The organism is Acidisoma silvae (assembly GCF_020618775.1).
GTDB lineage: Bacteria > Pseudomonadota > Alphaproteobacteria > Acetobacterales > Acetobacteraceae > Acidisoma > Acidisoma silvae.
Genome location: NZ_JAESVB010000001.1, coordinates 183,137 through 208,790 on the forward strand (window position 1 = coordinate 183,137; position 25,654 = coordinate 208,790).

At 64.1% G+C, this 25,654-nt stretch carries 25 protein-coding genes and 1 tRNA gene; 12 read left to right on the forward strand and 14 right to left on the reverse strand.

Annotated elements, in window-relative coordinates; translation table 11 throughout:
- The first annotated feature begins 143 nt into the window (after window positions 1-143).
- From ASILVAE211_RS00845 to ASILVAE211_RS00880, 8 genes are all read left to right on the forward strand, one after another.
- Window positions 144-539 carry a VOC family protein gene (locus ASILVAE211_RS00845; protein WP_227319393.1) on the forward strand — a complete coding sequence of 132 codons (396 nt, stop codon included), beginning with the start codon at window positions 144-146 and terminating at the stop codon, window positions 537-539.
- A 6-nt stretch (window positions 540-545) separates the two neighbouring features.
- A complete protein-coding gene (gene queA / locus ASILVAE211_RS00850; protein WP_227319394.1) occupies window positions 546-1,583 on the forward strand; it encodes a tRNA preQ1(34) S-adenosylmethionine ribosyltransferase-isomerase QueA in 1,038 nt (345 codons plus the stop codon).
- Window positions 1,580-2,704 (forward strand): tRNA guanosine(34) transglycosylase Tgt, encoded by a 1,125-nt coding sequence (tgt, locus tag ASILVAE211_RS00855; protein ID WP_227319395.1) that lies wholly within the window; start codon window positions 1,580-1,582, stop codon window positions 2,702-2,704. Before queA ends, tgt begins: the two co-directional genes overlap by 4 nt.
- Window positions 2,697-3,164, forward strand: a complete 468-nt coding sequence (gene queF / locus ASILVAE211_RS00860; protein WP_227319396.1) for a preQ(1) synthase — start codon at window positions 2,697-2,699, stop codon at window positions 3,162-3,164. The genes tgt and queF overlap by 8 nt, the downstream gene beginning before the upstream one ends.
- A 90-nt stretch (window positions 3,165-3,254) precedes the next feature.
- On the forward strand, window positions 3,255-4,388 hold the full coding sequence (gene queG / locus ASILVAE211_RS00865) for a tRNA epoxyqueuosine(34) reductase QueG (protein WP_227319397.1): 1,134 nt from the start codon (window positions 3,255-3,257) through the stop codon (window positions 4,386-4,388).
- A gap of 11 nt (window positions 4,389-4,399) precedes the next feature.
- Window positions 4,400-5,362: a phytanoyl-CoA dioxygenase family protein gene (locus ASILVAE211_RS00870; protein ID WP_227319398.1), complete on the forward strand. Its 963-nt coding sequence runs from the start codon at window positions 4,400-4,402 to the stop codon at window positions 5,360-5,362.
- An 83-nt stretch (window positions 5,363-5,445) separates the two neighbouring features.
- Window positions 5,446-5,697 (forward strand): hypothetical protein, encoded by a 252-nt coding sequence (locus tag ASILVAE211_RS00875; RefSeq protein ID WP_227319399.1) that lies wholly within the window; start codon window positions 5,446-5,448, stop codon window positions 5,695-5,697.
- 95 nt (window positions 5,698-5,792) lie between these two features.
- Complete coding sequence (locus ASILVAE211_RS00880; RefSeq protein WP_227319400.1) at window positions 5,793-6,398, forward strand: phytanoyl-CoA dioxygenase family protein; 606 nt, start codon at window positions 5,793-5,795, stop codon at window positions 6,396-6,398.
- Here the strand turns inward: ASILVAE211_RS00880 and ASILVAE211_RS00885 are convergent.
- The 5 genes from ASILVAE211_RS00885 to minC form a co-directional block, all read right to left on the reverse strand.
- Complete coding sequence (locus tag ASILVAE211_RS00885; RefSeq protein ID WP_227319401.1) at window positions 6,375-7,505, reverse strand: aromatic ring-hydroxylating oxygenase subunit alpha; 1,131 nt, start codon at window positions 7,503-7,505, stop codon at window positions 6,375-6,377. The two genes, ASILVAE211_RS00880 and ASILVAE211_RS00885, sit on opposite strands and share 24 nt — an antisense overlap.
- Window positions 7,506-7,590: 85 nt before the next feature.
- Window positions 7,591-9,282, reverse strand: a complete 1,692-nt coding sequence (locus tag ASILVAE211_RS00890) for a flavin monoamine oxidase family protein (RefSeq protein WP_227319402.1) — start codon at window positions 9,280-9,282, stop codon at window positions 7,591-7,593.
- A 26-nt stretch (window positions 9,283-9,308) separates the two neighbouring features.
- A complete protein-coding gene (minE, locus tag ASILVAE211_RS00895) occupies window positions 9,309-9,605 on the reverse strand; it encodes a cell division topological specificity factor MinE (protein WP_227319403.1) in 297 nt (98 codons plus the stop codon).
- Window positions 9,602-10,417 (reverse strand): septum site-determining protein MinD, encoded by an 816-nt coding sequence (gene minD, locus ASILVAE211_RS00900; protein ID WP_227319404.1) that lies wholly within the window; start codon window positions 10,415-10,417, stop codon window positions 9,602-9,604. Before minD ends, minE begins: the two co-directional genes overlap by 4 nt.
- A 40-nt stretch (window positions 10,418-10,457) precedes the next feature.
- Window positions 10,458-11,153: a septum site-determining protein MinC gene (gene minC / locus ASILVAE211_RS00905; RefSeq protein WP_319799522.1), complete on the reverse strand. Its 696-nt coding sequence runs from the start codon at window positions 11,151-11,153 to the stop codon at window positions 10,458-10,460.
- 256 nt (window positions 11,154-11,409) lie between these two features.
- Between minC and ASILVAE211_RS00910 the strand changes: the two genes are divergently transcribed.
- Window positions 11,410-12,669, forward strand: a complete 1,260-nt coding sequence (locus ASILVAE211_RS00910) for an MFS transporter (protein WP_227319406.1) — start codon at window positions 11,410-11,412, stop codon at window positions 12,667-12,669.
- Here ASILVAE211_RS00910 and ASILVAE211_RS00915 read toward each other — a convergent pair.
- The 3 genes from ASILVAE211_RS00915 to ASILVAE211_RS00925 form a co-directional block, all read right to left on the reverse strand.
- A complete protein-coding gene (locus ASILVAE211_RS00915) occupies window positions 12,666-15,056 on the reverse strand; it encodes a hypothetical protein (protein ID WP_227319407.1) in 2,391 nt (796 codons plus the stop codon). The genes ASILVAE211_RS00910 and ASILVAE211_RS00915 overlap by 4 nt on opposite strands.
- A complete protein-coding gene (locus ASILVAE211_RS00920) occupies window positions 15,053-15,997 on the reverse strand; it encodes an alpha/beta fold hydrolase (RefSeq protein WP_227319408.1) in 945 nt (314 codons plus the stop codon). Before ASILVAE211_RS00920 ends, ASILVAE211_RS00915 begins: the two co-directional genes overlap by 4 nt.
- Window positions 15,998-16,086: 89 nt before the next feature.
- Window positions 16,087-17,973, reverse strand: coding sequence for a transglycosylase domain-containing protein (locus ASILVAE211_RS00925; RefSeq protein ID WP_227319409.1), 1,887 nt, complete (start codon window positions 17,971-17,973; stop codon window positions 16,087-16,089).
- Window positions 17,974-18,176: 203 nt separating this feature from the next.
- Here ASILVAE211_RS00925 and ASILVAE211_RS00930 point away from each other — a divergent pair, with 203 nt between their 5' ends.
- Entirely contained in the window at window positions 18,177-19,088 is a 912-nt protein-coding gene (locus tag ASILVAE211_RS00930; RefSeq protein WP_227319410.1) for a 2-hydroxyacid dehydrogenase, read from the forward strand.
- Between the two features lie 48 nt (window positions 19,089-19,136).
- A tRNA-Leu gene (locus ASILVAE211_RS00935) sits at window positions 19,137-19,223 on the forward strand.
- A gap of 71 nt (window positions 19,224-19,294) precedes the next feature.
- On the opposite strand, the gene ASILVAE211_RS00940 is transcribed toward ASILVAE211_RS00935, so the two are convergent.
- The 3 genes from ASILVAE211_RS00940 to ASILVAE211_RS00950 all read right to left on the reverse strand — a co-directional run bounded on the left by ASILVAE211_RS00940 (window position 19,295) and on the right by ASILVAE211_RS00950 (window position 22,232).
- Window positions 19,295-19,624, reverse strand: a complete 330-nt coding sequence (locus tag ASILVAE211_RS00940) for a hypothetical protein (RefSeq protein ID WP_227319411.1) — start codon at window positions 19,622-19,624, stop codon at window positions 19,295-19,297.
- Between the two features lie 101 nt (window positions 19,625-19,725).
- Window positions 19,726-20,610, reverse strand: coding sequence for a sugar phosphate isomerase/epimerase family protein (locus tag ASILVAE211_RS00945; RefSeq protein ID WP_227319412.1), 885 nt, complete (start codon window positions 20,608-20,610; stop codon window positions 19,726-19,728).
- Window positions 20,611-20,750: 140 nt separating this feature from the next.
- Window positions 20,751-22,232: a mannitol dehydrogenase family protein gene (locus ASILVAE211_RS00950; protein WP_227319413.1), complete on the reverse strand. Its 1,482-nt coding sequence runs from the start codon at window positions 22,230-22,232 to the stop codon at window positions 20,751-20,753.
- Between the two features lie 114 nt (window positions 22,233-22,346).
- Between ASILVAE211_RS00950 and ASILVAE211_RS00955 the strand changes: the two genes are divergently transcribed.
- Complete coding sequence (locus ASILVAE211_RS00955; protein ID WP_227319414.1) at window positions 22,347-23,129, forward strand: SDR family oxidoreductase; 783 nt, start codon at window positions 22,347-22,349, stop codon at window positions 23,127-23,129.
- A 39-nt stretch (window positions 23,130-23,168) separates the two neighbouring features.
- Here the strand turns inward: ASILVAE211_RS00955 and ASILVAE211_RS00960 are convergent, their stop codons facing one another.
- The 3 genes from ASILVAE211_RS00960 to ASILVAE211_RS00970 form a co-directional block, all read right to left on the reverse strand.
- Window positions 23,169-23,381 carry a DUF2934 domain-containing protein gene (locus ASILVAE211_RS00960; RefSeq protein ID WP_227319415.1) on the reverse strand — a complete coding sequence of 71 codons (213 nt, stop codon included), beginning with the start codon at window positions 23,379-23,381 and terminating at the stop codon, window positions 23,169-23,171.
- Window positions 23,382-23,447: 66 nt separating this feature from the next.
- Window positions 23,448-24,650 (reverse strand): multidrug effflux MFS transporter, encoded by a 1,203-nt coding sequence (locus tag ASILVAE211_RS00965; RefSeq protein WP_227319416.1) that lies wholly within the window; start codon window positions 24,648-24,650, stop codon window positions 23,448-23,450.
- Between the two features lie 65 nt (window positions 24,651-24,715).
- Window positions 24,716-25,603, reverse strand: coding sequence for an SMP-30/gluconolactonase/LRE family protein (locus ASILVAE211_RS00970; RefSeq protein ID WP_227319417.1), 888 nt, complete (start codon window positions 25,601-25,603; stop codon window positions 24,716-24,718).
- Window positions 25,604-25,654: the final 51 nt, after the last annotated feature.

The window sequence follows — 25,654 nt, forward strand, 5'->3', positions numbered from 1 at the left end:
ATAGGCTGGCATCCGCGTTCCACGCGACAATTTTGCCGAGAGGAAACACAGCCCCGCGCCGCAAACATTCCCTCTATGGGCTTATTCCGCTATGGCCCGGACTTGGCCGCTTTGCCGGCACCCGTATCAAAGGGCTTTGAGGCATGCGTTTTACCATCGACCGGATCGACCATATTTCACTGACCTGCAGCGATGTCGAAATCGCGGCCTCCTGGTTTCAGCGCGTGCTGGGCATGGAGCGTGAGGAATTCGGTCAGGACGGCCGCACTGCGCTCAAATTCGGCGGCCAGAAGATCAACCTTTACAGCTCGGCGGAAGACCCGACCAATATCGGCGCATCGGCCGGTCCCGGCACGGCCTCCATCTGCTTCATCACCGGCGTCGGCACCGAAGACATCATCAGCCACCTCACCGGCTGCGGCGTGACGGTGGCCAAGGGGCCGGTGCCGCGCCTCGGCGCTCTCGGCCCGATGAGTTCCGTCTATTGCCGCGACCCGGACGGCAATCTCATCGAGATCGCGACTTACCTCGAAGACTGATCAGCCGTGCGCCTCTCCGATTTCGATTTCGACCTGCCGCCGGGGGCGATCGCCCATCACCCCGTGAAGCCGCGCGACGCGGCCAAGCTGCTGCATGTCACCGCTGGCACGCTGGGCGACCATATCGTGCGGGATCTGCCGAGCCTGCTGCAGCCCGGCGATATCCTGGTCGCGAACAATACACGCGTGATCCCGGCCCAGCTTTCGGCAAAACGTGGCGAGGCGCGGATCGGCATCACGCTGGACCGGCCCCTGGCCGACGGCACCTGGCAGGCGCTGGCGCGCAACGCCAAGCGCCTGCGTGACGGCGACCGGCTGGATTTTGACGGCACAGATCTGACCGCGACAGTGGCCGAACGCCGGGCCGATGGCAGCGTCGCGCTGCGCTTCGACCGGGAGGGCGCGGCTTTCTCGGCAGCATTGGAGCAGGCCGGCGCTCTGGCCCTGCCGCCTTATATCGAGCGGCCGACCGGGCCGACGGCCGAGGATTCGGCGGACTATCAAACCGTTTTCGCCCAGCCCGATGGCGCGGTCGCCGCACCCACGGCCGGGCTGCATTTCACGCCGGATCTTCTCGCGGCGCTCGACGCGCGCGGCGTGAAACGCGCCACTGTGACGTTGCATGTCGGCGTCGGCACCTTCCTTCCGGTACGGGTCGATGACGTGTCCGAGCACAAAATGCATGCCGAGCGTGGCATCGTGACGCAGGACAGTGCCGATCTCATCAATGCCACACGGGCGGCCGGCGGCCGCGTCGTCGCGGTTGGCACCACCAGCCTGCGCCTGCTGGAATCGGCGGCGTCAGCGGACGGCACCCTGAATCCCTTCGTGGGCGACACCGATATCTTCATCACCCCCGGCTATCAATTCCGCATCGTCGATCGGCTCATGACCAATTTCCACCTGCCCAAATCCACGCTCTTCATGCTCGTCTCGGCCTTTATGGGAATGGAGCGGATGCGCAGCGCCTATGATCATGCGATCGCCAAGGGCTATCGCTTCTTCTCCTACGGCGACGCCTCCCTGCTGGAGCGCGTGGCATGAGCCTGACATGGGAAGCCAAGGCCACCGACGGATACGCCCGGGCGGGAACGCTGAAGACCGCGCATGGCGACGTGCCGACGCCGACCTTCATGCCGGTGGGCACGGCCGCGACGGTCAAGGGCATGACGGCCGATGCCGTACGGTCCACGGGGGCGGGCATCGTGCTCGGCAATACCTACCATCTCATGCTGCGCCCCGGCGCGGATAAGGTCGCGTCCTTCGGCGGGCTGCATAAGCTGATGGACTGGTCCGGCCCGATTCTGACCGATAGCGGCGGCTTCCAGGTCATGTCGCTGGCGGGGCTGCGCAAGCTGGATAAGGACGGCGTTACCTTCCAGTCCCATATCGACGGATCGAAACACCGGCTGACGCCGGAAATCTCCGTGCAGATTCAGCACAAGCTGGATGCGACCATCACCATGGTGCTGGACGAATGCCCGCCCTTTCCGGTGACGGAAGAACAGGCGCAATCGTCCATGGAAATGTCCATGCGCTGGGCCGGCCTGTCCCGTGACGCCTTCGTGCCGCGCGACGGCTACGGCTTGTTCGGCATCGTCCAAGGCTCGGTCTTCCCCGACCTCCGCCGCCGGTCGATCGACGCGCTGATGCAGATTGGCTTCGAGGGCTATGCGCTCGGCGGTCTCGCAGTGGGCGAGGGGCAGGAGATGATGTTCGCCATGATCGAGGCGACCTGGGACCATATGCCCGCCGACAAACCGCGCTACCTGATGGGCGTCGGCACGCCGGATGACCTGCTGGGCTCCATCGCGCGCGGCATCGATATGTTCGACTGCGTCATGCCGACGCGGGCCGGCCGCACGGGGCGCGCCTTCACCTCGCGCGGCATCTTCAATATGCGCAATGCGCGTTTCGCGGATGATGGCCGGCCGCTCGACCCCGGCTGCACCTGCCTCGGCTGCCAGCGCCATGTGCGCGGCTATCTGCATCATCTCTTCCGGGCGGAGGAGATGCTGGGGCCGATCCTGCTGACATGGCATAACCTGACCTATTACCAGACCGTGGTGGCCGGTGCGCGCGCCGCCATTCTGGAAGGACGGCTGGACAGCTATATTGCCGCCGTCCGCGCTCGTTGGGCGGAAGGAGACCAAGCCGATGGCTGAAGCGACAATTTACGAAGGCCTGACCCAGCTCGGGAAGGATGCCCGGCCCGCCGACCGGCCCGAGGATGCGGTGCTGGAGCGCGTGCCCGCGCCGAACCAGGGACAGAATTACGTCGTGCGCTTCACCGCGCCGGAATTCACCTCGCTCTGCCCCATGACCGGCCAGCCCGATTTCGCCCATATCGTCATCGACTATATTCCCGGCGAATGGCTGGTGGAGAGCAAGTCGCTGAAACTGTTCCTGACCAGCTTCCGCAATCATGGTGCCTTTCATGAGGCGTGCAGCATGATGATCGCGCAGCGGCTGGTCGATCTGCTGGCGCCGCGCTGGTTCCGCATCGGCGCCTATTGGTATCCGCGCGGTGGCATTCCGATCGACGTCTTCTGGCAGAGCGGCGCGCCGCCCGAGGGCGTCTTCCTGCCCGACCAGGGCGTGGCCCCCTATCGCGGCCGGGGATGACACCCGCAAGGTCATGCACGGCTTTATGCCGTGCATCCACCCGTCCGGGCGCCGCGACGGGTCGATCCGCGCAACACGTGCGCGGATGACATGGAGGATAGCGCCCGAACCCCGAATGACCCGACCTTAGCAGCCGCGATCCGCGCAAAAGCGCAGGATCTTGGTTTCGGCGCGGTCGGTTTCGGGCCCGCTGACCTGCCGCCTGGCGCCGGCGCGCGCCTGGCAGAACTGGTCGCGGCCGGCCATCACGGTGAAATGGCGTGGATGGCCGAGCGGATGGAAAGCCGGGAAAGTCCGCGCGGGCTTTGGCCCGAGGTCCGCAGCGTCATTTCGCTCGGCATGAGCTACGCGCCCGAAGGCGATGCCCTGGCAACGCTAGGCGACAAGGCGGCCGGCAATATTTCGGTCTATGCCCGCAACCGGGATTATCACGACATCATCAAGGGAAAGCTGAAGCACCTCGCGCAGTTCATCGTCAGCCGCGCGGCGGCCGAAAGACCGCAGGTCAAGGTTTTCGTGGATACCGCGCCGGTGATGGAAAAGCCGCTGGCGCAGCAGGCCGGGCTTGGCTGGCAGGGCAAGCATACCAACCTCGTTTCCCGCGCGCATGGGTCATGGCTTTTCCTGGGTGAAATCTACACGACGCTTGATCTGTCACCTGATGCGCCGCACGAGGACCATTGCGGCACCTGCCACCGCTGCATCGATGCCTGCCCGACGGCAGCCATTACCGCGCCCTATCGGTTGCAGCCGACGCGCTGCATTTCCTATCTCACCATCGAGCATAAGGGGCCGATCCCTCTGGAATTCCGGGCGGCGATGGGCAACCGCATCTATGGCTGCGATGATTGCCTCGCGGTCTGTCCCTGGAACCGTTTCGCGCAGACGGGCAGGGAGGCCAAGCTGGCGGCTCGCGCCGATTTGCAGGCGCCTGCGTTGCGTGATCTTTCCCGCCTCGACGACGCCGGTTTTCGTCAGCTTTTCTCAGGCTCGCCCATCAAACGCATCGGCCGCGACCGTTTCCTGCGCAACGTTGCGATCGCCATCGGCAATAGCGGTGATACGGTTCTATTGCCGGAGGTGCAGCGCCTCGCCGCCGAACCGGACGCGGTCCTGGCCGAGGCTGCCGCCTGGGCCGTTACGCAGTTGCAGCATGAAATGATTTCGCCCGGAACGGTTGATGAGACCCGGTCAGCGACGCTAGGCTCCGCCGATCCAGCGTGAAGGTCTTCGTCATGGCGTCCTTGCGGTCGAAACTCCGGCAGATTTTGCATCAGACCGGGTTGCGGCCCATTCCACCGCCACCCCTGCCGCCGGTCTGGATGCGCCCGGTGCCTGCGGCCAAGCCCCGCCCGGACGGACAGCCCATCAGCTTCGATGAACTCGCGGAATATCTCGACCCAAGCCTGCTGCCGGTGCTGGACCGCCCGGATGTCGATACAACGCTTCTGACGCCGGAACAGTTGAGCTGGCGGCAGGATGGCGTGGTCGAGTTGAAGGGCTTCCTGCCCGATGATCTGGTCGACGCCTATAGCGCCGTCCGTTCCAAACTGGATCACGTCGGCTGGCTTTATGCCACGCCTTATCTCGATGTACCGGAAATGCGGGATCTCGCTCTTTATCCGCCGCTCATGGCCGTCATGGAAAGCCTGATCGGCGAGCCGCTGATGCTGCATCTGGCGCTGACCGGCTGGATCAGCAGCGGCCGTACCTGGCATCAGGATGATTATTTGAATCCGCCGCATGTCGCGAGCTGGTATATCGCCATCTGGATCGCGCTGGACGATATCCACCCCGACAGCGGGCCGTTCGAATACCTGCCCGGTTCCCATCACTGGCCGTTGCTGCGCCGCGATCTGGTGATGGCGCATCTCACTGACGAGGAATTGCAGCGCAAGGAAAAGCTGACCGGCCATAATTCCTGGGAAAAATACGCCGAGCGCTTCGTGACGCCGGCCGTGGATCGCAAAATCGAAGAGTCAGGCCTGCCGATCCGGCGATTCCTCGGCAAGAAAGGCGATGTGCTGATCTGGCATGGCGCGCTGATGCATCGCGGGTCGGTCGCGAATATCTCGCATATGCCGCGCAAGTCGCTGATCACCCATTATTCCGGGGTCAATCACCGGCATGACATGCCCAACCGCGCGCAGCATGAGGGCGGCGGCACCTACGTCCTGTTTGACCGCCCGGCCAGCTGACAGCTTCCCGACCAATCCGGCCGATCTCCGTTGATGACACATGGAAAATGCGGTTAGTGTGGCTGGAAGCGGAGGATTGAGGCGTGGCTAATCTGAGATGGCGCCTGCGCCAAATGCTGCGGCGGACAGGGCTGCGTCATGTTAAGCGGTTGATGCCGAAACCCGCCTTCAAGCGCCGCGTGCCCTATATCGGGCCGCATCCCGATGGCCGTCCGATCAGCTTCGCGGACCTGTCCGAGCCCATGGACACAAAACGGCTGCCGCCGCTGGATCAGCCGGGCGTCGATCTATCCAGGCTTACACCGCATCAGCGCAGTTGGCATGACCAGAGCTGAAGGGCTTCCTGCCCGAGCCTCTGGTCGATGCCTATATCGCCCGCCGCGCGCCCCTGCCGGATCACGGCTGGCTGAAGGCGACGCCCTATCTGCATGTGCCGGAACTGCGCGACCTCGCCCTTTATCCGCCGCTGATGGAGATCATGCGGAGCCTGATCGGCGAACCGATGATGCTGCATCTGGCGCTGACGGGCTGGATCAGCACGGCGCGTGCCTGGCATCAGGACGATTATCTGAACCCGCCGCATGTCGCGAGCTGGTACACGGCGGTCTGGATCGCATTGGACGATATCCATCCCGACAGCGGGCCTTTCGAATATCTGCCGGGCTCGCATCGCTGGCCGTTGCTGCGGCGTGAGAAGGTTCTGGCCTATCTCACGGACGAGGAATTGCAGCGCAAGGAGGCGCTGACCGGCCATAATAACTGGGAAAAATATGCCGAGCGCTTCGTGACGCCGGCGGTGGACCGCGAAATCGCGGAATCCGGCCTGTCAGTCACCCCGTTCCTCGGCAAGAAGGGCGACGTGCTGATCTGGCACGGCATGCTGATGCATCGCGGATCGGTGGCGAGGGTTCCGCGCATGCCGCGCAAATCCCTCATCACGCATTATTCCGGCGTCAATCACCGCAAGGATATGCCCTATCGCAGCACCCATGCGGGCGGCGGCAGCTACGCCCTATTCGACCACGCTTTCGAGTAAGGGCGAACGGCTGGCGATAAGTGGCACGTCCTCGACCGTGCCGCGTTCCATCAGCAGCGCGCGCAGGTTGCGGATGACCGGAAAAACCTCCTGATTCCAGTCCGCGCCCTGTGCGTCATGCGCCGCCTGTTCCAGTTCCACGATTTCGCGGTCTTCCTTGAAGATGCGCTCGGTGAAGATGATCAGCAGCGGCCAGGCGGCGCTCAGCAGGAAGGCGAGCTTCGGCTTATGGACCGAGAGCAGGCCGAAGGTGCGGTTGGTGCGTTGTTCGCGATCCTGCGGCACATAGGCGATCCACAGGTCCATCACCGGCGTCTCATCCTTCATGAGGATACGCAGCGTCTGGTAGGGATATTCGGTGCGGATGGTCATGACATCCTTGTCCGCGAACTCAGCCTGGGTGCCGCGCTTCTGGCCGAAGATCGCGGCCTCGCCCCAAGGCTGCTTGCCCCCGGTGCGTGCGAAGCTGTAGCGCGCCTCCACCCAGTCCTCGCCCTGGGCCTGGCCCAAAAAGCGCGGGCGCATCTGGCCCATCTGCTTGCGGTGCAGGAACTGATGGTTCATGTCCATCAGGTTCTCATGCATGAAGCTGTAATGGCAGCCCACGATCTGGCCGAAGCGGCGGGTCTTGTAGGCGGGGTTGGCGACTGACCCCAAAGCGGGCAGCGGCGTGGTCTCAGCCAGCGCCGGATCGCCCGGAAAGACCAGAATGAGGCCCTCCTTTTCGACGCAGGGATAGGACCGCACGCCATTGGGCAGCTTGCCCTTGCCCAGATAAGGCACGTCCGTGCATTGGCCGGACTGGTCATAGGCCCAGCCGTGATAGCCGCAGCGGATGGCGCAGCCTTCCACCAGCCCCTGACTGAGCGGCACCTGGCGATGGGCGCAGCGATCCTCCAGCGCGAAAACCGGCTTTCCGGTCTCCTTGGGCCTGGCGAGCACGATCGGCTTTTCCGCGAAGCGCACGGCCAGGGTTTTTCCCGGCTGCAATTCGCGCGACCAGGCCAGCGGATACCAATGGTCGGGATGCGCGCCGACCCGCCGCAGATCACGCCCACGGCCCGGACAGGGCATCACATCATCGACAGAAGGAAAGCCATGGTCCATGCGCGCTTAGCCTCAAGCAATATCGTCCACGCAACATAGAGGCTGGGGTGATTGAGCCTAAGTAAACTTTCCTTTGGGGAGAGGTCTACGCTGGCAGATCAACCGGTGCGATGGCATCGAAGACATCGCCGGGCCCGGGATTCTCCGCCAGGGTCTTGCCGCCGAATTGATGCAGCACGCCCCAGACCGTATTGAGCGCTGTCTGCACCGCGCCTTCGGCCCAGCCGGGTGTGAAGGAAACGCCGTCACCCGCCAGAAACAGGCCACGTTCGGCCGGCGGCAGGCTGTCCTGCATGAAATGGCAGAACATTTGCCTATTGTAACGATAATGGCCGGGCAGCGCGCCTTTGAAGGCGCCGAGGAAATTCGGGTCGCTCTCCCACGACACCGTGATCGGTTCGCCGATGATATGCGATGCGATATCGACGCCGGGATAGACCTTTTGCAGGGCCCCCAGCATCAGCCGCACCCGCCGCTCGGCATCCAGCGGCAGCACCTTCATCGCATCCGACATCCAGGAATAGGACAGACAGATGACCGAAGGCTTGTCCGGTCCGTTGTCGAAAAGATAGGTGCCGCGCGTGATGCGATCCGTCAGCGTCATGCTCATCTTGTAGCGGCCGGTCGTCTCGTCGCGCTCGGTCCAGAAGGGCTTGTCGACCATGACGAAGGTCTTGGCCGATTGCATGTAGCGCGTGCGGTCCAGCGCCATCCAAAGCTTCTGGGAAAACAGGCTTTCATCGCAATCGATATGCGTCGTCAGCAGCCAGGAATGGCAGGTGACGATGGCCGCCTTGTAGCGGCGCGTATCGCCCCAGCGATCGGTGATGGCGATACCGCCACCGGCTTCGTCACGGGCGATGCGGGTGACGCCCGGTCGCGGCGCTCCGGCATGGAGCGAGGCGAGGGAGGTGCCGGCCGGCCAATGGGCCAGCGTGGTCGGTGCCAGATGCCACAGCCGGCGCGGCAATTGCTCGGCGCCGCCCACCATCATGCGTTGGCCTTCGTCCTGCGCGGTCACCACCACACGCAGGATTTCCAGCATGGAATTGGGAAAATCGCTGTCCCAGCCGCCGGTGCCGAAGCCGACCTGACCGAAAACCTCGCGATGGCGGAAGGATTTCTGCGCGAAACTGGGGGAGGAGGCGACGAAATCGTAGAATGTCCGTTCGTCCCAGAGCGGCACCAGCTTGTTCCAGATGGCTTTCAGTGCCGGGATATCGCGCTTGCGCACGGCATCCTGTAGCGCCGTGAAATCGGCCCCGCCTTCCAGCGCCCCGGACCAGGCTTCCGACACTTCGCGCAGCAAAGGCGGCAATGCGCCATGGCCCGCGCCCTCGACATAGAATTGCTCGGATTCGAGGTCGATCAGCGTCGACGGCGTCGCTTCATCCAGCGGATTGGGAAAAGGTTTCGTCTCGATCCCGACCTGGCCGATATAGTGATACAGCCCCGTCGAGGAGACGGGGAAGCGCATTCCGCCCAGTTCGGCGAAAACGCCGTCGGCGCCGCTGAAGGGTTCAGACCGCAGGCGGCCGCCCATGCGCGAGGATTCGTAGATGACGGGTTTGAAGCCGAGCTTCATCAGCTCATGGCCAGCGACGATGCCGGCAAGGCCCGCGCCGATAACGGCGACTTCCTGCCCAAGCTGGTCGTCGGGCAGGCGCCCCAGACCCGCCGGATGGGAAATCCAGCGGTCATAGTCGAAGGGAAAATCAGGCCCGAATGTCGTGACCGGCGGCTTGGCTGAGTTATCGGTATCCAGCAGCAGGGACATGCGGGTCGTCTCCCATCACGCGCGTCTCAGGACGCGCGGAGAGCGGCCCGTTTCGCTGCCGCCTGCTTTTCCGCGAGGCCGGGCGGAATCTCAACCCCGATTTCCAGCGTCGAGAAATTGTCGCCGCGATCGAGCTTGACCTGGACCTTCTCGCGTTCGACGGAGACGTGCTTGGCGATCACCGCCAAAATCTCCTCCTGCAGAATGGCGACCAGATCGCTATTGCCGCCGATGGTGCCGCGTTCATGCGCCAGCAGGATCTGCAGGCGGTCGCGGGCAATGGCGGCAGTCGGCTTCCGGCTGAGAAAGCTGAAAAAGCTCATGCAACCCTCCTGCCGAACAGCTTGTTGAGGAAGCCTGTCTTTTCGCCCGGCACCGTCATCGGCACCTGCTCGCCCATCAGGCGGCGGGCGGCGTCGGCATAGGCGCGGGAGGGCGCGGCATCCGGATTGGCGAGAACGACCGGCGTGCCAAGGTTGGACGCGCGCAGCACTTCCGCGCTTTCCGGAATGATGCCGAGCAGCGGGATGGACAGGATTTCCAGCACGTCTTCGGTCTTGAGCATGTCGCCACGGGCGGCACGGACCGGATCGTAGCGGGTCAGCAGCAGGTGCTTTTCGATCCGCTCGCCCTTCGTCGCGCGCTCCGTCTTGCTGTCCAGCAGGCCGATGATGCGGTCGCTGTCGCGCACGGAGGAGACTTCGGGGTTGGTGACGATAACGGCGACATCGGCGTGATGCATGGCAAGCGTCGCGCCGCGCTCGATGCCGGCCGGGCTGTCACAGATCACCCAGTCGAACTTTTCGCGCAGTTCGGCGATCACTTTCTCGACGCCTTCGCTGGTCAGCGCATCCTTGTCCCGCGTCTGCGAAGCGGGGAGAATGGACAGCGTCTCCACCCGCTTGTCGCGGATCAGCGCCTGGGACAGCTTCGCATCGCCCTGGATGACGTTGATCATGTCGAAGACGACACGACGTTCCGCACCCATCACGATGTCGAGATTCCGCAACCCGACGTCAAAATCGACGACGACGACGTTCTTGCCCGCTTTAGCCAGGGCCGCGCCCAGGGCTGCCGTGGACGTCGTCTTGCCCACGCCACCCTTGCCCGAGGTCACCACGAGAACTTTGGACATGCCTTTACCCCTATGCGCGTCGGCCGGGCTCAGCTGAAAATTAGCTGATCTCGGTAATGATGATGGACGAGCCTTCAAGGCGCGCCTGAATAGACTTGCCTCGGAAACTATCCATGTCTTCGGCGGTCATGTACAGGCCGTCGATGGAAATCAGTTCGGCGTCGAGCTTCTTGCAGAAAATTCTTGCCTGCTGATTGCCGGTGACGCCAGCAATCGCCCGTCCGCGCAAGACGCCGTAAACATGAATAGATCCGCCGGCCATGATTTCGGCGCCGGACGCGACCGATCCGTTAATGGTCAGATCGCCCTGCGGAAACAGGATCGTCTGACCGGACCGCACTGGTTCATCCAGCACCATCGACGTCGGTTCCGGTGCTGCCGGTTCGTCCGGCGGATCATCCGGCACTTCATATAGTCCGAGCGGCCGTCCGCCGATCAGCGGGCCACCGACGGATTGAACGGCCGGCGTCAGCCCGTCCACACCTTCCGCGCCGATGACGCGAATGCCGCGTGAGCGCAGTTCGTCGAACAGCGTTTCCAGATCGGGGTCGCTGTCCGGAATGCCGGAGAGGTCGACCACGATCGGCCGCCCGGCAAAAAATGTCGCCGAGCGTTCGATTTGCGCGTCCAGTTCGGCCAGCCAGCTGCGCAGCGGCGCATCGGGCGACAGGACGAAGGCCATGAAAGAACGGCCTCGGACACGAAGATTAGGGCGGGTGCGGGATAGCGTTGTCACAGTCGACGGGTATCCTTGGGCCGAGCAAAGGTCAACGACTTTTCGAAACTTCCACTAGATCATGGGGGATAAACTCTAAGACCTCTCCATATCTTGGGGTAACGCCCCGATTCGACCCCGGCTCTTGAGGGCTGGCCGTTTCGCGTTAAGTGGAGATGGCGCACGGGCATCGGGTCCGGGCCAAGATTTGGAGCCTGTCAAACCGATGCCAGCATCCTTGCCGCAAACCGACTCGATTCCGGGTGGGAAACAGCCCTTGCCAGCCGCGACCGTCTTCGCCTGCGTGCTGGGCAATGCGCTCGAATTCTACGATTTCACGACCTATACGTTTTTCGCCCTCGCCATCGGGCGCAGCTTCTTCCCGGCGCATGATCCGGTGGTCTCCCTGCTGATTTCGGTCGCGACCTTCGGCGTCGGTTTCTGCACGCGGCCTCTGGGCGGGCTGGTGATCGGCGCCTTCGCCGACCATGCCGGGCGCAAGCCGGCGATGATGCTGACCATCGGCCTGATGGCGGTCGGCATGCTGATGCTGGCGCTGACGCCACCTTTCGCCGTTATCGGCTATGCCGCGCCCGTCATCGTCGTCGCCGCGCGCCTGCTGCAAGGCTTTGCGCTCGGTGGAGAGGTAGGACCGGCGACCAGCTATCTGATCGAGGTGGCGCCGGACGACCGGCGGGCGCGTCTGGCGTCCTGGCAGATCGCGAGCCAAGGCTGTGCGCTGCTTGCAGCCGGTCTTGTCGGTTTCATCCTTGCCCATTCACTGTCTTCGGAAGCGATGACGGAATGGGGCTGGCGGGTGGCGCTGCTGCTCGGTCTTATCATCATTCCTGGCGGGCTCTATATTCGGAAGAACCTGCCGGAATCGGCGGATGTCAGCGACCGCGCCCGCCGGCAAAGCGCCGCCAGCGTCCTGGGCAATCTGCTGCGCGGCCATCCCTGGCCGCTATTGCTGGGGCTGATCGCCATCATGACCAGCACCGTCTCCACCTATGTCGGTCTTTATATGACGACCTATGGCGAGACGGCGCTGAAGCTGAAAGCGCCGTCCGCGATTACCGCGCCGCTGATCAGCGGCCTGACGACCATCATCTTCGCGCTGATCGGCGGCTGGCTGGCCGACCGCTACGGCCGCCGCGTGGTGATGCTCGCGCCGCGCATCCTGCTCGTCCTCGCAATCTATCCGGCCTTCGTCTTCCTGATCGGCCATCCGTCCATCGTCACCCTGCTGATCACGACCGGCCTGATGTCGGCTCTCGGGTCATTGAGTTCAGCTGGCGTCATCGTCGCGATACCGGAAATGCTGCCGGCCAGCGTTCGCGCCTCGGGCCTCTCGACCGCCTATGCCTTTGCCGTGACGGTTTTCGGCGGCACCACGCAATTCGTGCTGGCCTGGCTGATCGGCGTCAGCGGAGACCCGCTGGCGCCGGCCTGGTACATGGTCGGGTCCGGCATCATCGGCGTTATCGCCATGGCGCTGATGCCGGAGACCAAGGGCCGGCCGCTGCCGCGCGACTAGGCGGCAGCGACCTTCGTGCGCGGAAAGCTGATCCAGGCGAGGCCGTAAAGCCCAATCGCCGCCAGGATCAGCCAGTGGAAGCCAAGCTCGGTCGCGATCAGATTGGCGAGCGGCGTGGCGATGACCGAGAAGGCGCCGTTCAGCGCCCAGGCCCAGGGCAGAAAGCCGGCACTGACTTTGCCGGCCTCGCCCAGACCCATGGGAAAGGGCATGCCCAGCGCCAAAGACAGCGGTGCCAGCAGAATCAGCAGAACAATCAGGCGCAGCGGCATCGGCCAGCCGATGGTGGCCAGCATCACCGCCGGCAGCGCCGCCAGCGTCACGATCAGCAAAGCCAGGATCACGATCCAGGCGGCGCGCAGCCGCAGCTGGGTCGCGGCCATGCTGCCGAGGCCCGAGAAGATCAGCATGCCCGACAGGACCAGCGCGAAGGCGGTGGTGACGTCATCGAGATAGAGGCTGGCCTCGCCGATCAGGGCGATTTCGATGAAGAGATAGCCCAAGCCCAGCGCGGGAAAATACAGCAAGGCGCGGCCGATGGGCGCGCGTTTGCTGCCGATGCGGCGGGGCGCGGCCAGCGGCAGCAGCAGCACGATCAGCGCGACCACGAAAGCCTGTGCCAGCACGGCGATATTGATCAGCGGTCCCAGTTCCTGCTGTGGCAGGATTTCAAGCCGCTTGAGGATGGTGCCCAAGTGATCCAGCCGCAGGATGTCGTAGAACATCGGCCGGTCCAGCGTTGCTGGCCGCAGATCGAATTCCCGCGCCGAATCCGTGGTCTTTCCCTGCATGACGGCAACCGCTTCATCGGCGATCGAATCATCGGCGCTGGCGCCGCTTTCGACCTCGCCTTTGGAGAAGGAGATGGCAGGAAGGTCATTATAGATATCGTCCCGCAGCGCCGCGACATTGATGCCGGGGAAGAAGGAAACGTCGAAAGACCGGTCATCGCAGAATTTGCGCACCGTCTTGATTCGCGCGGCATCGAAGGATGACTTGGCAATCAGAATGCGGACGTTCCAGGCCGAGCGATAGGCGATGACATGCGCCCCTGGGTCGGCCACGCCGGCGGCCAGCAGGCCGGCGCGGATGGTCGCCATTATGCGCAGCGCATAGACCGGAAAATCCCGGATCGAGACGGGGATGGAAATCATGCCCTGGTCGCTCAGCGCCGGGAGATAGCGGGCAATGGCGCCGGAGGTGAAGGCGGTGGCGTCCGCCGGGTCGGCACCCAGGAAATTGTCGGAGAGTTCGATGAGGTCGAAGGCGCCCGGCTTTGCGTCCGACACGAGCGCGAGCGGGCTTTCGCCGCTGATGGTGACACCCGCTTGCGGCGGCTGGTTTTGCAAGGCCGCGCGCAAAACAGGTTCCGGCTCATCCGCCACAACGCTGCCTGCGCCGAGTGCCAGCGCCTGCGCCGCGGCCCAGCCGCCTTCGTCGCCGATGACGAGCACGCGCGGATGGTTCAGCAATTCATAGGGCGCGGCGGCGAGCGTGCCAGGCGCGTAGCCGACATCAAGCTTCGCAGTGCGCGGAACGGCGGCGATGCGGCTGCCGTCACGATAGAGGCCAAGCGTGCGCGGCGGCCCCGGCAGATGCATCATGGCGCTGTCGTTGGAAAGGTCGGTATCCACGCGCTCGGTGAAATCATCCAGCAGCGTATAGACGCCGCGCGGCGACAGGATCTGCTGGCGGATCGTGGCATTCGGCGTGTGCAGCGGGGCAAAGATGGGCTTGAACTGATTGTAGTCGGCGACGTCGCCCGCAATCAGCAAAGCTTCAGCCGCAATCAGGCAAAGCCCTGCTGCCAGAATAGCGCCGAGGCGATGGGGGCCGCGCGGCACGAAAAAGGCCATGGCGGCCAGCGGCAGCAGCAGCGCCGGGATCAGCTTGAAAGGGTGCAGCACGGCCATCAGGCCCAGCACCAGCAGCGCGCCCAGGCCGGCGCCGCAAAGATCGAAAGCATAGACGCGCGTGGTACGTGCGGGCGCGCTGACGAAGCACAGGCTGATGAAAAGGCCGGTCAGGAAAAAGAACGGCAGGAGCTCAAGATAATAAAGGCCGATGAACAGGATCTGCGGCGCGATCGTGACCGGATTCTGCAATTGCAGCGGATTGAAGGGATTGCGGATCGCCGCCGCATAGCCGAAAGCGGCCGACAGGATCAGCAGGGCCGGCAGGACGGCGAAGAGCTTCGCGCTATGCCGTTCCAGCCAGGGTCGCAGCAGCGCGGTTGCGACCCCGCTGAGGGCGAAACCCGCCATCACGATCGAAATGACCCAATAGCCATATTCCGACCAGGAGGCGACGGCGAAGTAGCGCGTCAGCGCGATCTCGATGCCTGTGGAGGCGAGCGAGACAAGAAGCAGGGGCAGCAGGAAGGTCAAATCCAAACTTTCTGGCGCAGGAAATTGGCGAGCACGGTGTTGAAGCGGGTTGCGTCATCCACGAACAAGGCATGGCCGGCGTCGGCGAAGACCACGCTTTCGGCGTCCGGGTCATTGGCGGCAAGATTGGCGGCCTGGCCCGACAGATGCGGCCGCACGACATAGAGGATCGGCACATGCGCGGCATAGACGGCATTGCGCCAGAAGATGCGCGGCACCTGATAGTTCAACAGGGCGCGGGCGGCGGGTTCGGGCGTGATCAGGCAGGTGGCGGTCAGCCGGTTCAGATAGGATTGCGATTGCGGCGTGCGGAACATGCCGCGCACGAAAGCCTTCATCCGCGCCGGATAGGGCAGCGGCCGGTGATAGCGGCCGCGCGGCTCGGGCTCGGCACGCGGCGGCGGATTTTCGCCCACCGAATTGTCGATCAGCACCAGCGCTGACAGGCGCCCGCCGCCATGGGCCGCGACATAGGCCAGGCTGTCCAGCACGCCGAGCGACCAGCCGACGAGCACGACTTTCGGCACGCCGATGGCGGCCAGAAGCTCGGCGATATCCTGCCCACGGCGCTGGGCCGTATAGCCGCTGCTGGGGATTTCGGAATCGCCCTGTCCGCGCGGGTCCAGCGCGATGACGCGGCAATAGCGCGCGAAATAGGTGAGCTGCGGGGAGAAGATCCAGCCCGGCATGGTCCAGCCGGGAATGAAGACCATGACATGATCGGCCCCCGCGCCGCTGGCCGGCATGGCGTCGATATAATGCAGGTTGACGCCGTCGCTGGTGCGGAAGTTTCTGCTAGCGCCCACGAAATTCGGGGCAGCCGATGCCGTGGCGGCGGGCAGCGCGCCAAGTGCGGCCAATCCAGTCAGAAGGAGACGCCTGCCGAGCCTATCCTTGTCATGCGCGGCTTCATGCCGCGCATCTACCCGCTGCGGCGCCATGACGCCGTTTGGGCGCCCTGATGGGTAGATCCCCGGAACAAGCCGAGGGCGGCCCCGTCCGGGGATGACGAGAGAATTGTCCGCGTCCTTCACTGCCCCGTCACCGCCAACGCGACGCGATGGAAGAGCTGGGCCGGCAACGTGCCGCCGGTGCTTGTCTGGCTCATCGGACTATCATTGTCGTTGCCGATCCAGACGCCGATGATCGTGCCGTCGACGCCGCCGATGAACCAGGCGTCGCGGCTTGATTGCGTGGTGCCGGTCTTGCCGCCGACGAAATAGCCGGGCACGGCGGCGGCGGCTCCGGTGCCATAAGCCACAACTGCGCCCAGCATCTGCCGCATCTGGGCCGCCAGATCGCTGCTGATCACGGGCGTGGCCGGGGGCGGGGCGGAAACCAGATCATGCCCGTCGGCGTAAAGCCCGGTGATCCCGTGTGGCACCACGCGTCTGCCGCCGTTGAAGAAGGTGGCATAGGCGCCCGTCATTTCCAGCAGCCCGACGCTGGCGGTGCCCAGCGCCAGCGTCGCGTTGTCCGGCAGTGCGTCGGTGATGCCCAGCCGATGCGCCACGGCACCGACGACGAGCGGGCCGCCCGCCTTCATCAGCAGTCGGGCGGAGACGGTATTGAGCGACAGCGCCAGCCCTTTGGTCATCGTCACTGGCCCCAGAAAGCGCCGCTCGAAATCCTGCGGCGCCCAATTGCCGATGCGGATAGGACCGTCAAGCACCATGTCGTTGGGCTGCATGCCGGCTTCCAGGGCGGCCAGCCAGACGAAGGCCTTGAAGCTTGACCCCGCCTGGCGGCGCGCCAGCACGGCGCGATTGAAGAAGTCATGCCCGCCGCCTGAGCCGCCGACGATGGCGCGCACGGCCCCCGTGGCGGCATCCATCACCACCACGGCACCCTGATGAGCATTCGCGGCGGCACCTGGCCCCGCCAGAATATCGGTCAACGCGGCCTGCGCGGCGGCCTGCAATTTCGGGTCGAAGGTTGTTGCCAGTCGGGAATCGGTATCCGGCGGGATCATCGGCCCGGCCTGCTGCGCCGCCCAGGAGGAGAACCAGTAGTCGCCGCTGACGGCGCGTGGCGCGAAGCTGATGGCGGCGGCCGCCGCCGTCGCCTGATCCTGGGTGATGTAGTTGGAGCGGACCATGGCGGCCAGCACCTCCTTCGTCCGCGCGGTCGCCGCACTTTGGTCAGCCAGCGGATTGAAGCGGGAGGGGGCGCGTGGAAGGCCGGCCAGCATCGCCGCCTGCCACAGGTTCAACTGGCTGGCCGGCACGCCGAAATAGGTCAGCGCCGCCGCATCCATGCCCCAGGCGCCGGCGCCCAGATAGACGCGGTTCAGGTAGATTTCCAGGATTTCGGTCGGCGTGAAGTGATGCGTCAGCCACAGCGTCAGCAGCAGTTCCTGCATCTTGCGGCGGAAGGTGCGGGCATTGCTGAGGAACAGGGTTTTGGCCACCTGCTGGGTCAGCGTCGACCCGCCCTGCACGACATGGCCTGCCAGAAGATCGACCACGGTGGCGCGCGCCATGCCCAGGAAATCGAGCCCGCCATGGTCCCAGAAGCGCCGGTCTTCGACCGCGACCACGGCTTCCGGCAGATAGGCCGGCACGGTCTTGAGCGTCAGCGGCTGGCCGGACAGATCACCGAAATGGGTGAAAAGCCTGCCGTTCATATCCGTCAGCACCAGGGACGGGCGGCGCAAGGTGGCGGTGCCGGCCGAGGGTTTCGGCAGGTCCCAGGTGAACCACAGCAGCAGGATGGCGATGGCCAGGCCGCCCCAGACGCCGATCAGAATGGCCCATTTCAACAAGCGGATGATCAGGCGCGGACTGGGGGCCTTGACCCGGCGGGCGCGGCGCGGCGCGTCCAGCGGCGCCTCATAGTCGATTGCCTCCATGGCCTCGAAGGGGCGCGTCGCGAAGCGCGGCGGCACATAGGGCGTATGGGCATAGGGCGCGGGCACGTACTCTTCCTCGGGCGCAGGGGCCGAGGCGGGTGGGCGCATGGTTCCCGAGTTGAAGTTGAACATGAAGGAAACGCGCTATCACCCGGACGTGCAAAGGGAGAATTGCGACATGCCCCGAATACAGTCAAGAAAAAGCGGGCCTCTTGCCGAAAACGTCACAACCTATCAGCCTGTCGCGGTCATTTGATCGGGAGACGGGCATGAAGGGCATCTATGCGGATGCAAGCGGCGGTCTGGCTGAGGTTTTCGCGAGGGTCTATCGGGCGGATGACCCGCATGTGACGGTGCATGAGCATGACGTGATCGCGCCGGAGCAGATGGCTGGTCTCTATTCCGGCCATGATTTCATGCTCAACGACCATACGTTCCTGCCGACGGATGCGATGGCGCAGGTGGTGGGGCTGAAGCATGTCATCTTCCTCGGCACCGGCGCGCGCTCCTACATGGATGTCGAGGGTATCGAAAGCCTGGGCATCAAAATCCATACCATTCGCGGCTATGGCGACACGGCGGTGGGCGAGCACGCGATTGCCCTGATGTGGGCGGCGGCGCGCAATATCTCGTTCCTCGACCGTAGCGTACGGGCCGGCATCTGGCCGCGCGGCGGCGGCATTCAGCTGACAGGCAGGACGCTGGGCCTGTACGGTTTCGGCGGCATCGCGGCCGAGGTCGCCCGCATCGCGGTCGGCTCCGGCATGCGCGTCATCGCCTGGAATCGCACGCCGCGCAGCTATCCGGGGGTCGAATTCGTCGATCTGCCGACTCTGCTGGCGCAGAGTGACGTGCTGTCGCTGCATCTGCTGCTGACGGATGAGACGCGCCATGCCTTGAGCGCCGAGCGCATCGCGGCGATGAAGCCGGGCGCCATTCTGGTCAATACCGCCCGTGCCGGCGTCGTCGATACGGCAGCGATGATCGCGGCGCTGCAATCGGGCCAGATCAGCCACGCCGCGCTGGACGTCTTCGATACCGAACCGCTGCCGGCGGGGGACGTGCTGACCACCCTGCCGAATGTGACGCTGACCTCCCATGACGCGTTCAACACGCCCGAGGCTTCGGAAAATCTCGTCCGGATGGGGCTGGATATCGCCAAGCGCCTCGCGCAAGGCTAAAGAGGGGAAATGGGGCGCGGCCAGTGGCGGTCGCACCCCGTTATGGATGTGGACGTGGCGGAACCGGTAGACGCAGCAGACTTAAAATCTGCCTCCCAGTAGGGAGTGCGGGTTCGATCCCCGCCGTCCGCACCATCTTTCTTTTCCTCCGAGCAAGCTTGGCTCTCCGGTTGCTATCAGGATCAGCCTATCGCTGGAGCCCTAGTCTAGCTGAAGAGATGCAGCGCCTTCGCTCCCGCATACAGTGCCGAGAGCAAGATGACGGTGCCGGCTATGACCGCAGGTATCTGCCACCATGTTGGCAGCCGACCCACGATCTGACCGGTCAGAAGATCAATTTTGGCAGAAATGGTCGCGACGCCCGTTTCAACCGCGCGCAGGCGCGTATCGACTTGATCGAGCTTGCTTTCCATGCGGTCGATCCGTTTATCGAAGCCATCGACCCGGGCGGTTAAGGCTGCGATTTGCGACATGGCGGTAGAATCATCCTGTTCGCCGCCGTTTGCAAGGACCGATTGATTGCCTGACCCGTCCATGAGACTCCCTCTCTCGGAGGGTCATTTACAAGATAAATAATTCGATATCGATATAATAATTCCTCATATGCGCTGAGGTAGCGCATATGAGGAATTAGAGTTCAGGGCGTCCGGGTGATCGCCCGGCGGCGGGCCGCGCTTTCCAGATGGTCGGTGATGAAGCCATGCGCATGTTTGGCCAGGGCGACATTGTCGTCCCAGGTATTGCGCCAGATGGCGGTGATGATCGACAGATCACGATCGACGACGGCGGAGGAAAAGGATTCGAAGGTCACTGTATCCTTATAGCCATTGTCGAGCAGCGCATCGAACAGCGGCGCATAGACGATGCTGCCGGCACCGAGATAGCCGCGATTGCTTTCGCCGACATGGAAATAGCCCAGCCGGTCGCCGGCCGCGCGAATGGCATCCGCTGGGTTCGCTTCCTCGATATTCATATGGAAGGTATCGAGATGCAAATAGACGTTCGGCTCACCGATCTCCTCGATGAACTGCAAGCCCTGCGCGGTGGTGTTCAAAAGATTGGTCTCGAAACGATTGACGATTTCGAGGTTCAGCGTCACCCCGGCATCGGCCGCGTAGCGCGCCACTTTGCGTAGTGTGTCGATGCTGTTCTGACGCCCCTTTGCGGTCGGCATGGACATGTATTTGCCATGGGCCGAAAACAGGATTCCGCCGAGCTTGGTGGCGCCCAGATCGCGCGCGACGGACACGGCTTCGCGCAGCACGGCCTCGCCCTTCGCGACCGTCGCGGCATCCTCGCTTGACACATCATGCGCCGGCGACAGGCCCATGGTCACGGCAATGCCCATCTGCCGCTCGGACAGGCTTTTCGCGAAAGCCGGAACGTCGAATTTCTGCGGATCGAGGCGCGGGAATTCGATGAGGCTGTAGCCGGTCTCGACCGAGCGATCCAGCGACCGGTTGAGGTCATCCGGTGTCGATCCACCGGACCAGACGAAGGCGTGAATGCCCAATGGATTCATGGACGCAATCTCCCTTGCCGGCTTCATCTGCGCGAGCCGGCCATTCTTGGTTGTTTAGGCGCGGTGATAGCCGCAATCAGGCCCTGAAACGAAAAAGGCCCGGGACATCATCCCGGGCCTCATCCTGAAACGATACTGGCCTAGCCGGCAAGTATGTCTTTCAGCGTGGCAAGTGTGCCTCGGCTGGCGAGCGACTCCCGGTAGTCCTGAAAGGTTTTCACGAAATCCGGGGACGTCTCCATGCCCAGGCCGGCGAAGATCGAAAGGCTCAGGAAGGCCAGTGGGTCAGGGTCTTGCGCCGTCGCGTGGTCGGCGGCCGACAGGCGCGGTTCTGGCGTTGAGAAATGCACGCCCTTGTCGTCCACGCCGCCCAGGCAGAAGGCGAAGCTGGCGACCAGGAAGGCAAGGCGACGGAAATCCCCACCCTGTTCCAGAATGGTGCGGATGGTATCGCCCGAGAAGATGGGGATGCGGGACGCGCCGTCTGTCGCGATGCGAATGGTCTGGTCGCGCGTCGCCGGGTTGGAATAGCGCTCCATCAGCTTGTCGCGATAGCCTTGCAGCGACATGCCGGGGGGCGCCTGCAGCAGCGGAATAACGTCCTTGTTCCAGTAATCGAACAGCAATTGCGCGATCTGCGGGTCGGCTACCGTTTCATGCACCAGCCGGTAGCCGGCATTGGTGCCGGGGAAGGCCAGCATGCTGTGGGAGGAATTGAGCATGCGCAGCTTGATCTGCTCATAGGCCCAGACATCCTCGGTGATCTGCACATCGACCTTTTCCCAGGCCGGACGGCCGAGACGGAACTGATCCTGCACCACCCATTGAATGAAATCCTCGCAGAAGACAGGGATCTCATCCTCGATATCGCTTGCGACATTCAGACGCGTGCGGTCGGCGTCCGAGGTCGCGGGCGTGATGCGATCCACCATGCTGTTCGGAAAATCGACCTCCTGTTCCATCCAGATGGCGAGTTCCGGGTCGCGCGCGCGGGCGAAACCGATGAAAGCGGTTTTGGCGACATGGCCGTTATGGCGCAGGTTGTCGCAGGACTGCACGGTAAAGGCGGGCAGCCCGGCGGCGCGGCGGCGGCTGAGCGCTTCCGCGACATAGCCGAAGGCCGTGCGCGGTGTCGTGGGGTTCGCCAGGTCGTGGACGATGTCCGGCGTGCCAAGCTTAAATTCGTGGGTCTCGTCGTCGATATTGTAGCCGCCTTCCGTCAGCGTCATCGTGACGATGCGGATGGCGGGGTCGCACAGCTTGGCCAAAACCGCTTCCGGATCATCCGGCGCGAACAGATATTCGATGATGGAGCCGATGACGTGGATTTCGGGCTCGCCATGCGGCGGGCAGACGGTGAGGGTGTAAAGCCCGTCCTGTGCCGGAAAGGCGGCGGCCTTCGCCCGCTCGGCGGGCGTATCCATGAGCCCGATGCCGCACAGCGCCCAGTCGTCATGGCCGCCGTCCGCGATCAGCCGGTCCAGATAGACGGCCTGGTGGGCGCGGTGGAAATTGCCCACGCTGAAGTGAACGATGCCGGCTTTCAAGCGCGAGCGGTCATAGCCCGCCCAGTGGACGCCAGGCGGCAATGCGCTCAGCGCGGTATTGCTGAGTTTTATCATGGACTTCTCCCAAAACGGTCCGTCTTTATCCGGCACGCAAAGTCAGGGCCGGTCTTGCCGCCGACCCTTCTCCTCAGCAATACCGTCTCACAGCAGTTTGGAGAAGGTATTGTCATGGATTTAGAGCTCAAAGGACGGCGAGCGATTGTTTGCGCCGCGAGCAAAGGCCTGGGGCGCGCTTGCGCGACGGCTTTGGCCCGCGAAGGCGTGGACGTGACCATTACGGGCCGCAATGCCGAGATGCTCCTTCAGGCGGCGCGGGCAATTGCTCACGAAACGGGCGGCCGCATCGAGATCGCCCCCGGCGATATCACGACCGAGGCCGGTCGCGCGGCGGCGCTGGCCGTCTGCCCCGATCCCGATATTCTGGTGAACAATGCCGGCGGTCCGCCGCCGGGCGATTTCCGCAATTGGGAGCGCGATGACTGGGTGAAGGCGCTGGACGCCAATATGCTGTCGCCCATCGCCATGATGAAGGCGGTGATCGACGGCATGATCGGCCGCCGCTTCGGCCGCATCGTCAATATCACCTCAGGTTCGGTGAAGTCGCCGATCGCGGCGCTGGGCATGAGCAATGGCGCGCGGGCGGGCCTTACCGGCTTCGTGGGCGGCCTGTCCCGTCAGGTGGCCAAGCATAACGTGACCATCAACAATCTGCTGCCCGGTCCCTTCACGACCGACCGTCTGCGCACGACCATGGAAGGCGCGGCCAAGGCCTCTGGCCGGTCGATTGAGGATGAAATGGCGGCGCGCGCGCAGCTGAACCCGACGGGGCGTTTCGGCGAGCCGGAGGAATTCGGCCGTGCCTGCGCTTTCCTCTGCTCGGCCCATGCCGGCTATATCGTCGGGCAAAACCTGCTGCTCGACGGCGGCGCCTTCAACTCGACGATGGGCTGATCTTAAAAAAGGGCGCCCGGTCGGGGCGCCCTTTTTTACTCACGGATTGAAGGACGGCGGATCGCTGGCCGGGAAGCTGTCGGCGCTCTCGGCATCGACATCCTTGTCATCCTTGCCGTCTACGATTTCCTCGGCGCGCAGCCAGAAATCATGTTCCTGGCCCTCAGGATAGCCCGCCTGTTCCCACAGCCCATAGGCTGTCTCCCGAATGCGCTGCAGGCGATCTTCGTCTTGGTCTTGATTGCCGGACATGGACCCGTTTCCCTTTTCCATCGCTGGATAGCGATGGTTTAGAAATCGCGTCGCGTGGCCCCTGCTTCAAGAGAGCCGAGCGGGCGCCGGCACCAATTTCATGAAGGCACACCAGATTGCGAAGCCACAGCAGGCGACGGCGGCGATGCAGCCCACCATCGGCCGCGCCGTGCCATCCGAAATCACGCTCATCAGGGCCGTCGTTATCGAACTCATGGTGAATTCCATGCCGACTGCGAGCGCGGCAGCCGCCCCGGCGGTGGCGCCGAAGGGTTCCATGGCCGTCAGGAAGGCCGGCCCCATGATGAAGGCCAGGCACAGGAACAGCGTGATGGTCAGCGCGATGAAGGGCCAGAGCAGGCTCATGCCTGAGAAGACCAGGACAGCGAGCAGAAGCCCGGCCAAGGCGGAAGCAGCGGTCGCAAAGCCCATCAGGCTGCGGGCGCCGAAACGGCGCATCATCGGCGCGTTGAACTGGCTGAACCCGATCAGCACCATGGCATGAACGGCGAACAGCGCGCCGTAGAGTGTCGGCGCCAGATGGTGCAGCGTCACGAAGACGAAGGGTGAGCCTGAGATGAAGGCGAAAAGCAGGCTTTGCGCACAGCCCGCGATCAGCACCGGCAGGATGAAGATGCGCTGCCGCAGCAGCCGGACATAGGTGCCAAGGATACTCAGCAAACGCCCGCTGACCCGCCGCTCTGGCGGCAGGGTTTCGGGCAGCATGCGCCAGACCATGACGATCACCAGGGCCGCGATCAGGATCAGAAACAGAAAGTTCACGCGCCAGGACAGGTATTGCACCACCAGACCGCCCATGACGGGCGCCAGGATGGGCGAGACGCTGAGTGCGAGCATGGCCAGGGACAGCAGACGGGCGGCATCCGGCCCGGTATATTCGTCGCGCACGACGGCCATGGGAATGACAGCGGTCGCGGCCGCGCCCAGTCCCTGGAAAAAGCGTGACAGGATCAGAAGCTGGATGGAGGGCGCGAATGCCGCGCCGACCGAGGCGATGATGAAAATGACCAGTCCGACATAGGTCGGCCGCTTGCGGCCGAATGTGTCGGACACCGGGCCGTAGATCACCTGGCCCAGTGCCAGCGCCACGAAGAAGCTGGTCATGCTGAGCTGCACGGTGCCGGCATCGGTGTGCAACTGCCGCGCGATTGCCGCGAAGCCCGGGATATACATGTCAATCGCGAAGGCGCCGACGGCAATCGTCAAGCCAAGCACGACCGCCCGGCGATAGAGCGCGGAGCCGGTCATCGTGAAACCTCATTGTCACTGGTCGCGGCAGGGATATGCCGCGATGCAGCAATAAGGGTTTTGACCTAGCCCGTGAAGGCCGCCCGATGCGCGGCCAGACCCTGAATGCCGGGTTTCGCCAGGAACAGCGCTCCCGCCAGCGGTTCCGCTTCTCGCTCATGCGCCGCTGTGGTGATGACCAGCTGGTCCAGTCCTGGACCCGCGAAAGCGCAGGAGGTGACGCGGGAGACGGGAAGGGTAATGGCGCGGTCACGCGTGCCGTCCGGCAGGAAACGGGTGACACGGCCGCCATCCCAATGACAGACCCACAGCCCACCCTCGGCATCGCAGGTCATGCCGTCCGGATAGCCGTCAGCCTCCGTGAAACGGATATGAACGCGCTTGCCCGTCAGGCTGCCGTCATGATGGCGGTCGAAGGCATAGATCGTCCGCGCGGGCGAATCGGTGTGATAGAGCGTGCGGCCGTCAGGGCTGAGGGCAGGGCCGTTGGTGACGGTATAGCCGTGATCGAGATGGGACAGCTGGCCTTCCGTGTTCAAGACGTGGAACTGGCCGTTCGCTGTCGCCTCGGCATCGTCCATGCTGCCGAAATAGACCTGCCCGTCAGGGCCGGCCTTGGCGTCGTTCAGGCGCATGCCGTCCGGAAATACGCCCGGCAAGCGATGGATGATCTCGACGGCCTCGCCGGGGATCAGCCGAGCGACGACGATGCTGCGCTCCAGCCCCACCAGGAAGCGATCGGCATGTGACGTTTCAATGATCCAGCACGGGCCCTGCTCCATCCGCCATTCGGCCTGGGCCGCGCCGGTCAGATCGCAGGACAGAATGCGGCTGCTGCGAATATCCACGAAAAAGACGCGTTCCTGCCGGGCAGACCAGAGCGGGCCTTCGCCCAGCACGGCGCGCACCGGCCAGAGCGGGGTTGCGGCAAGCATGTTCGGGTCTGCGCTCATGGCCTTTTCCTTCGGCAAACAGGGCAGACCGCTGGGCAGCGCCGGTTGGCC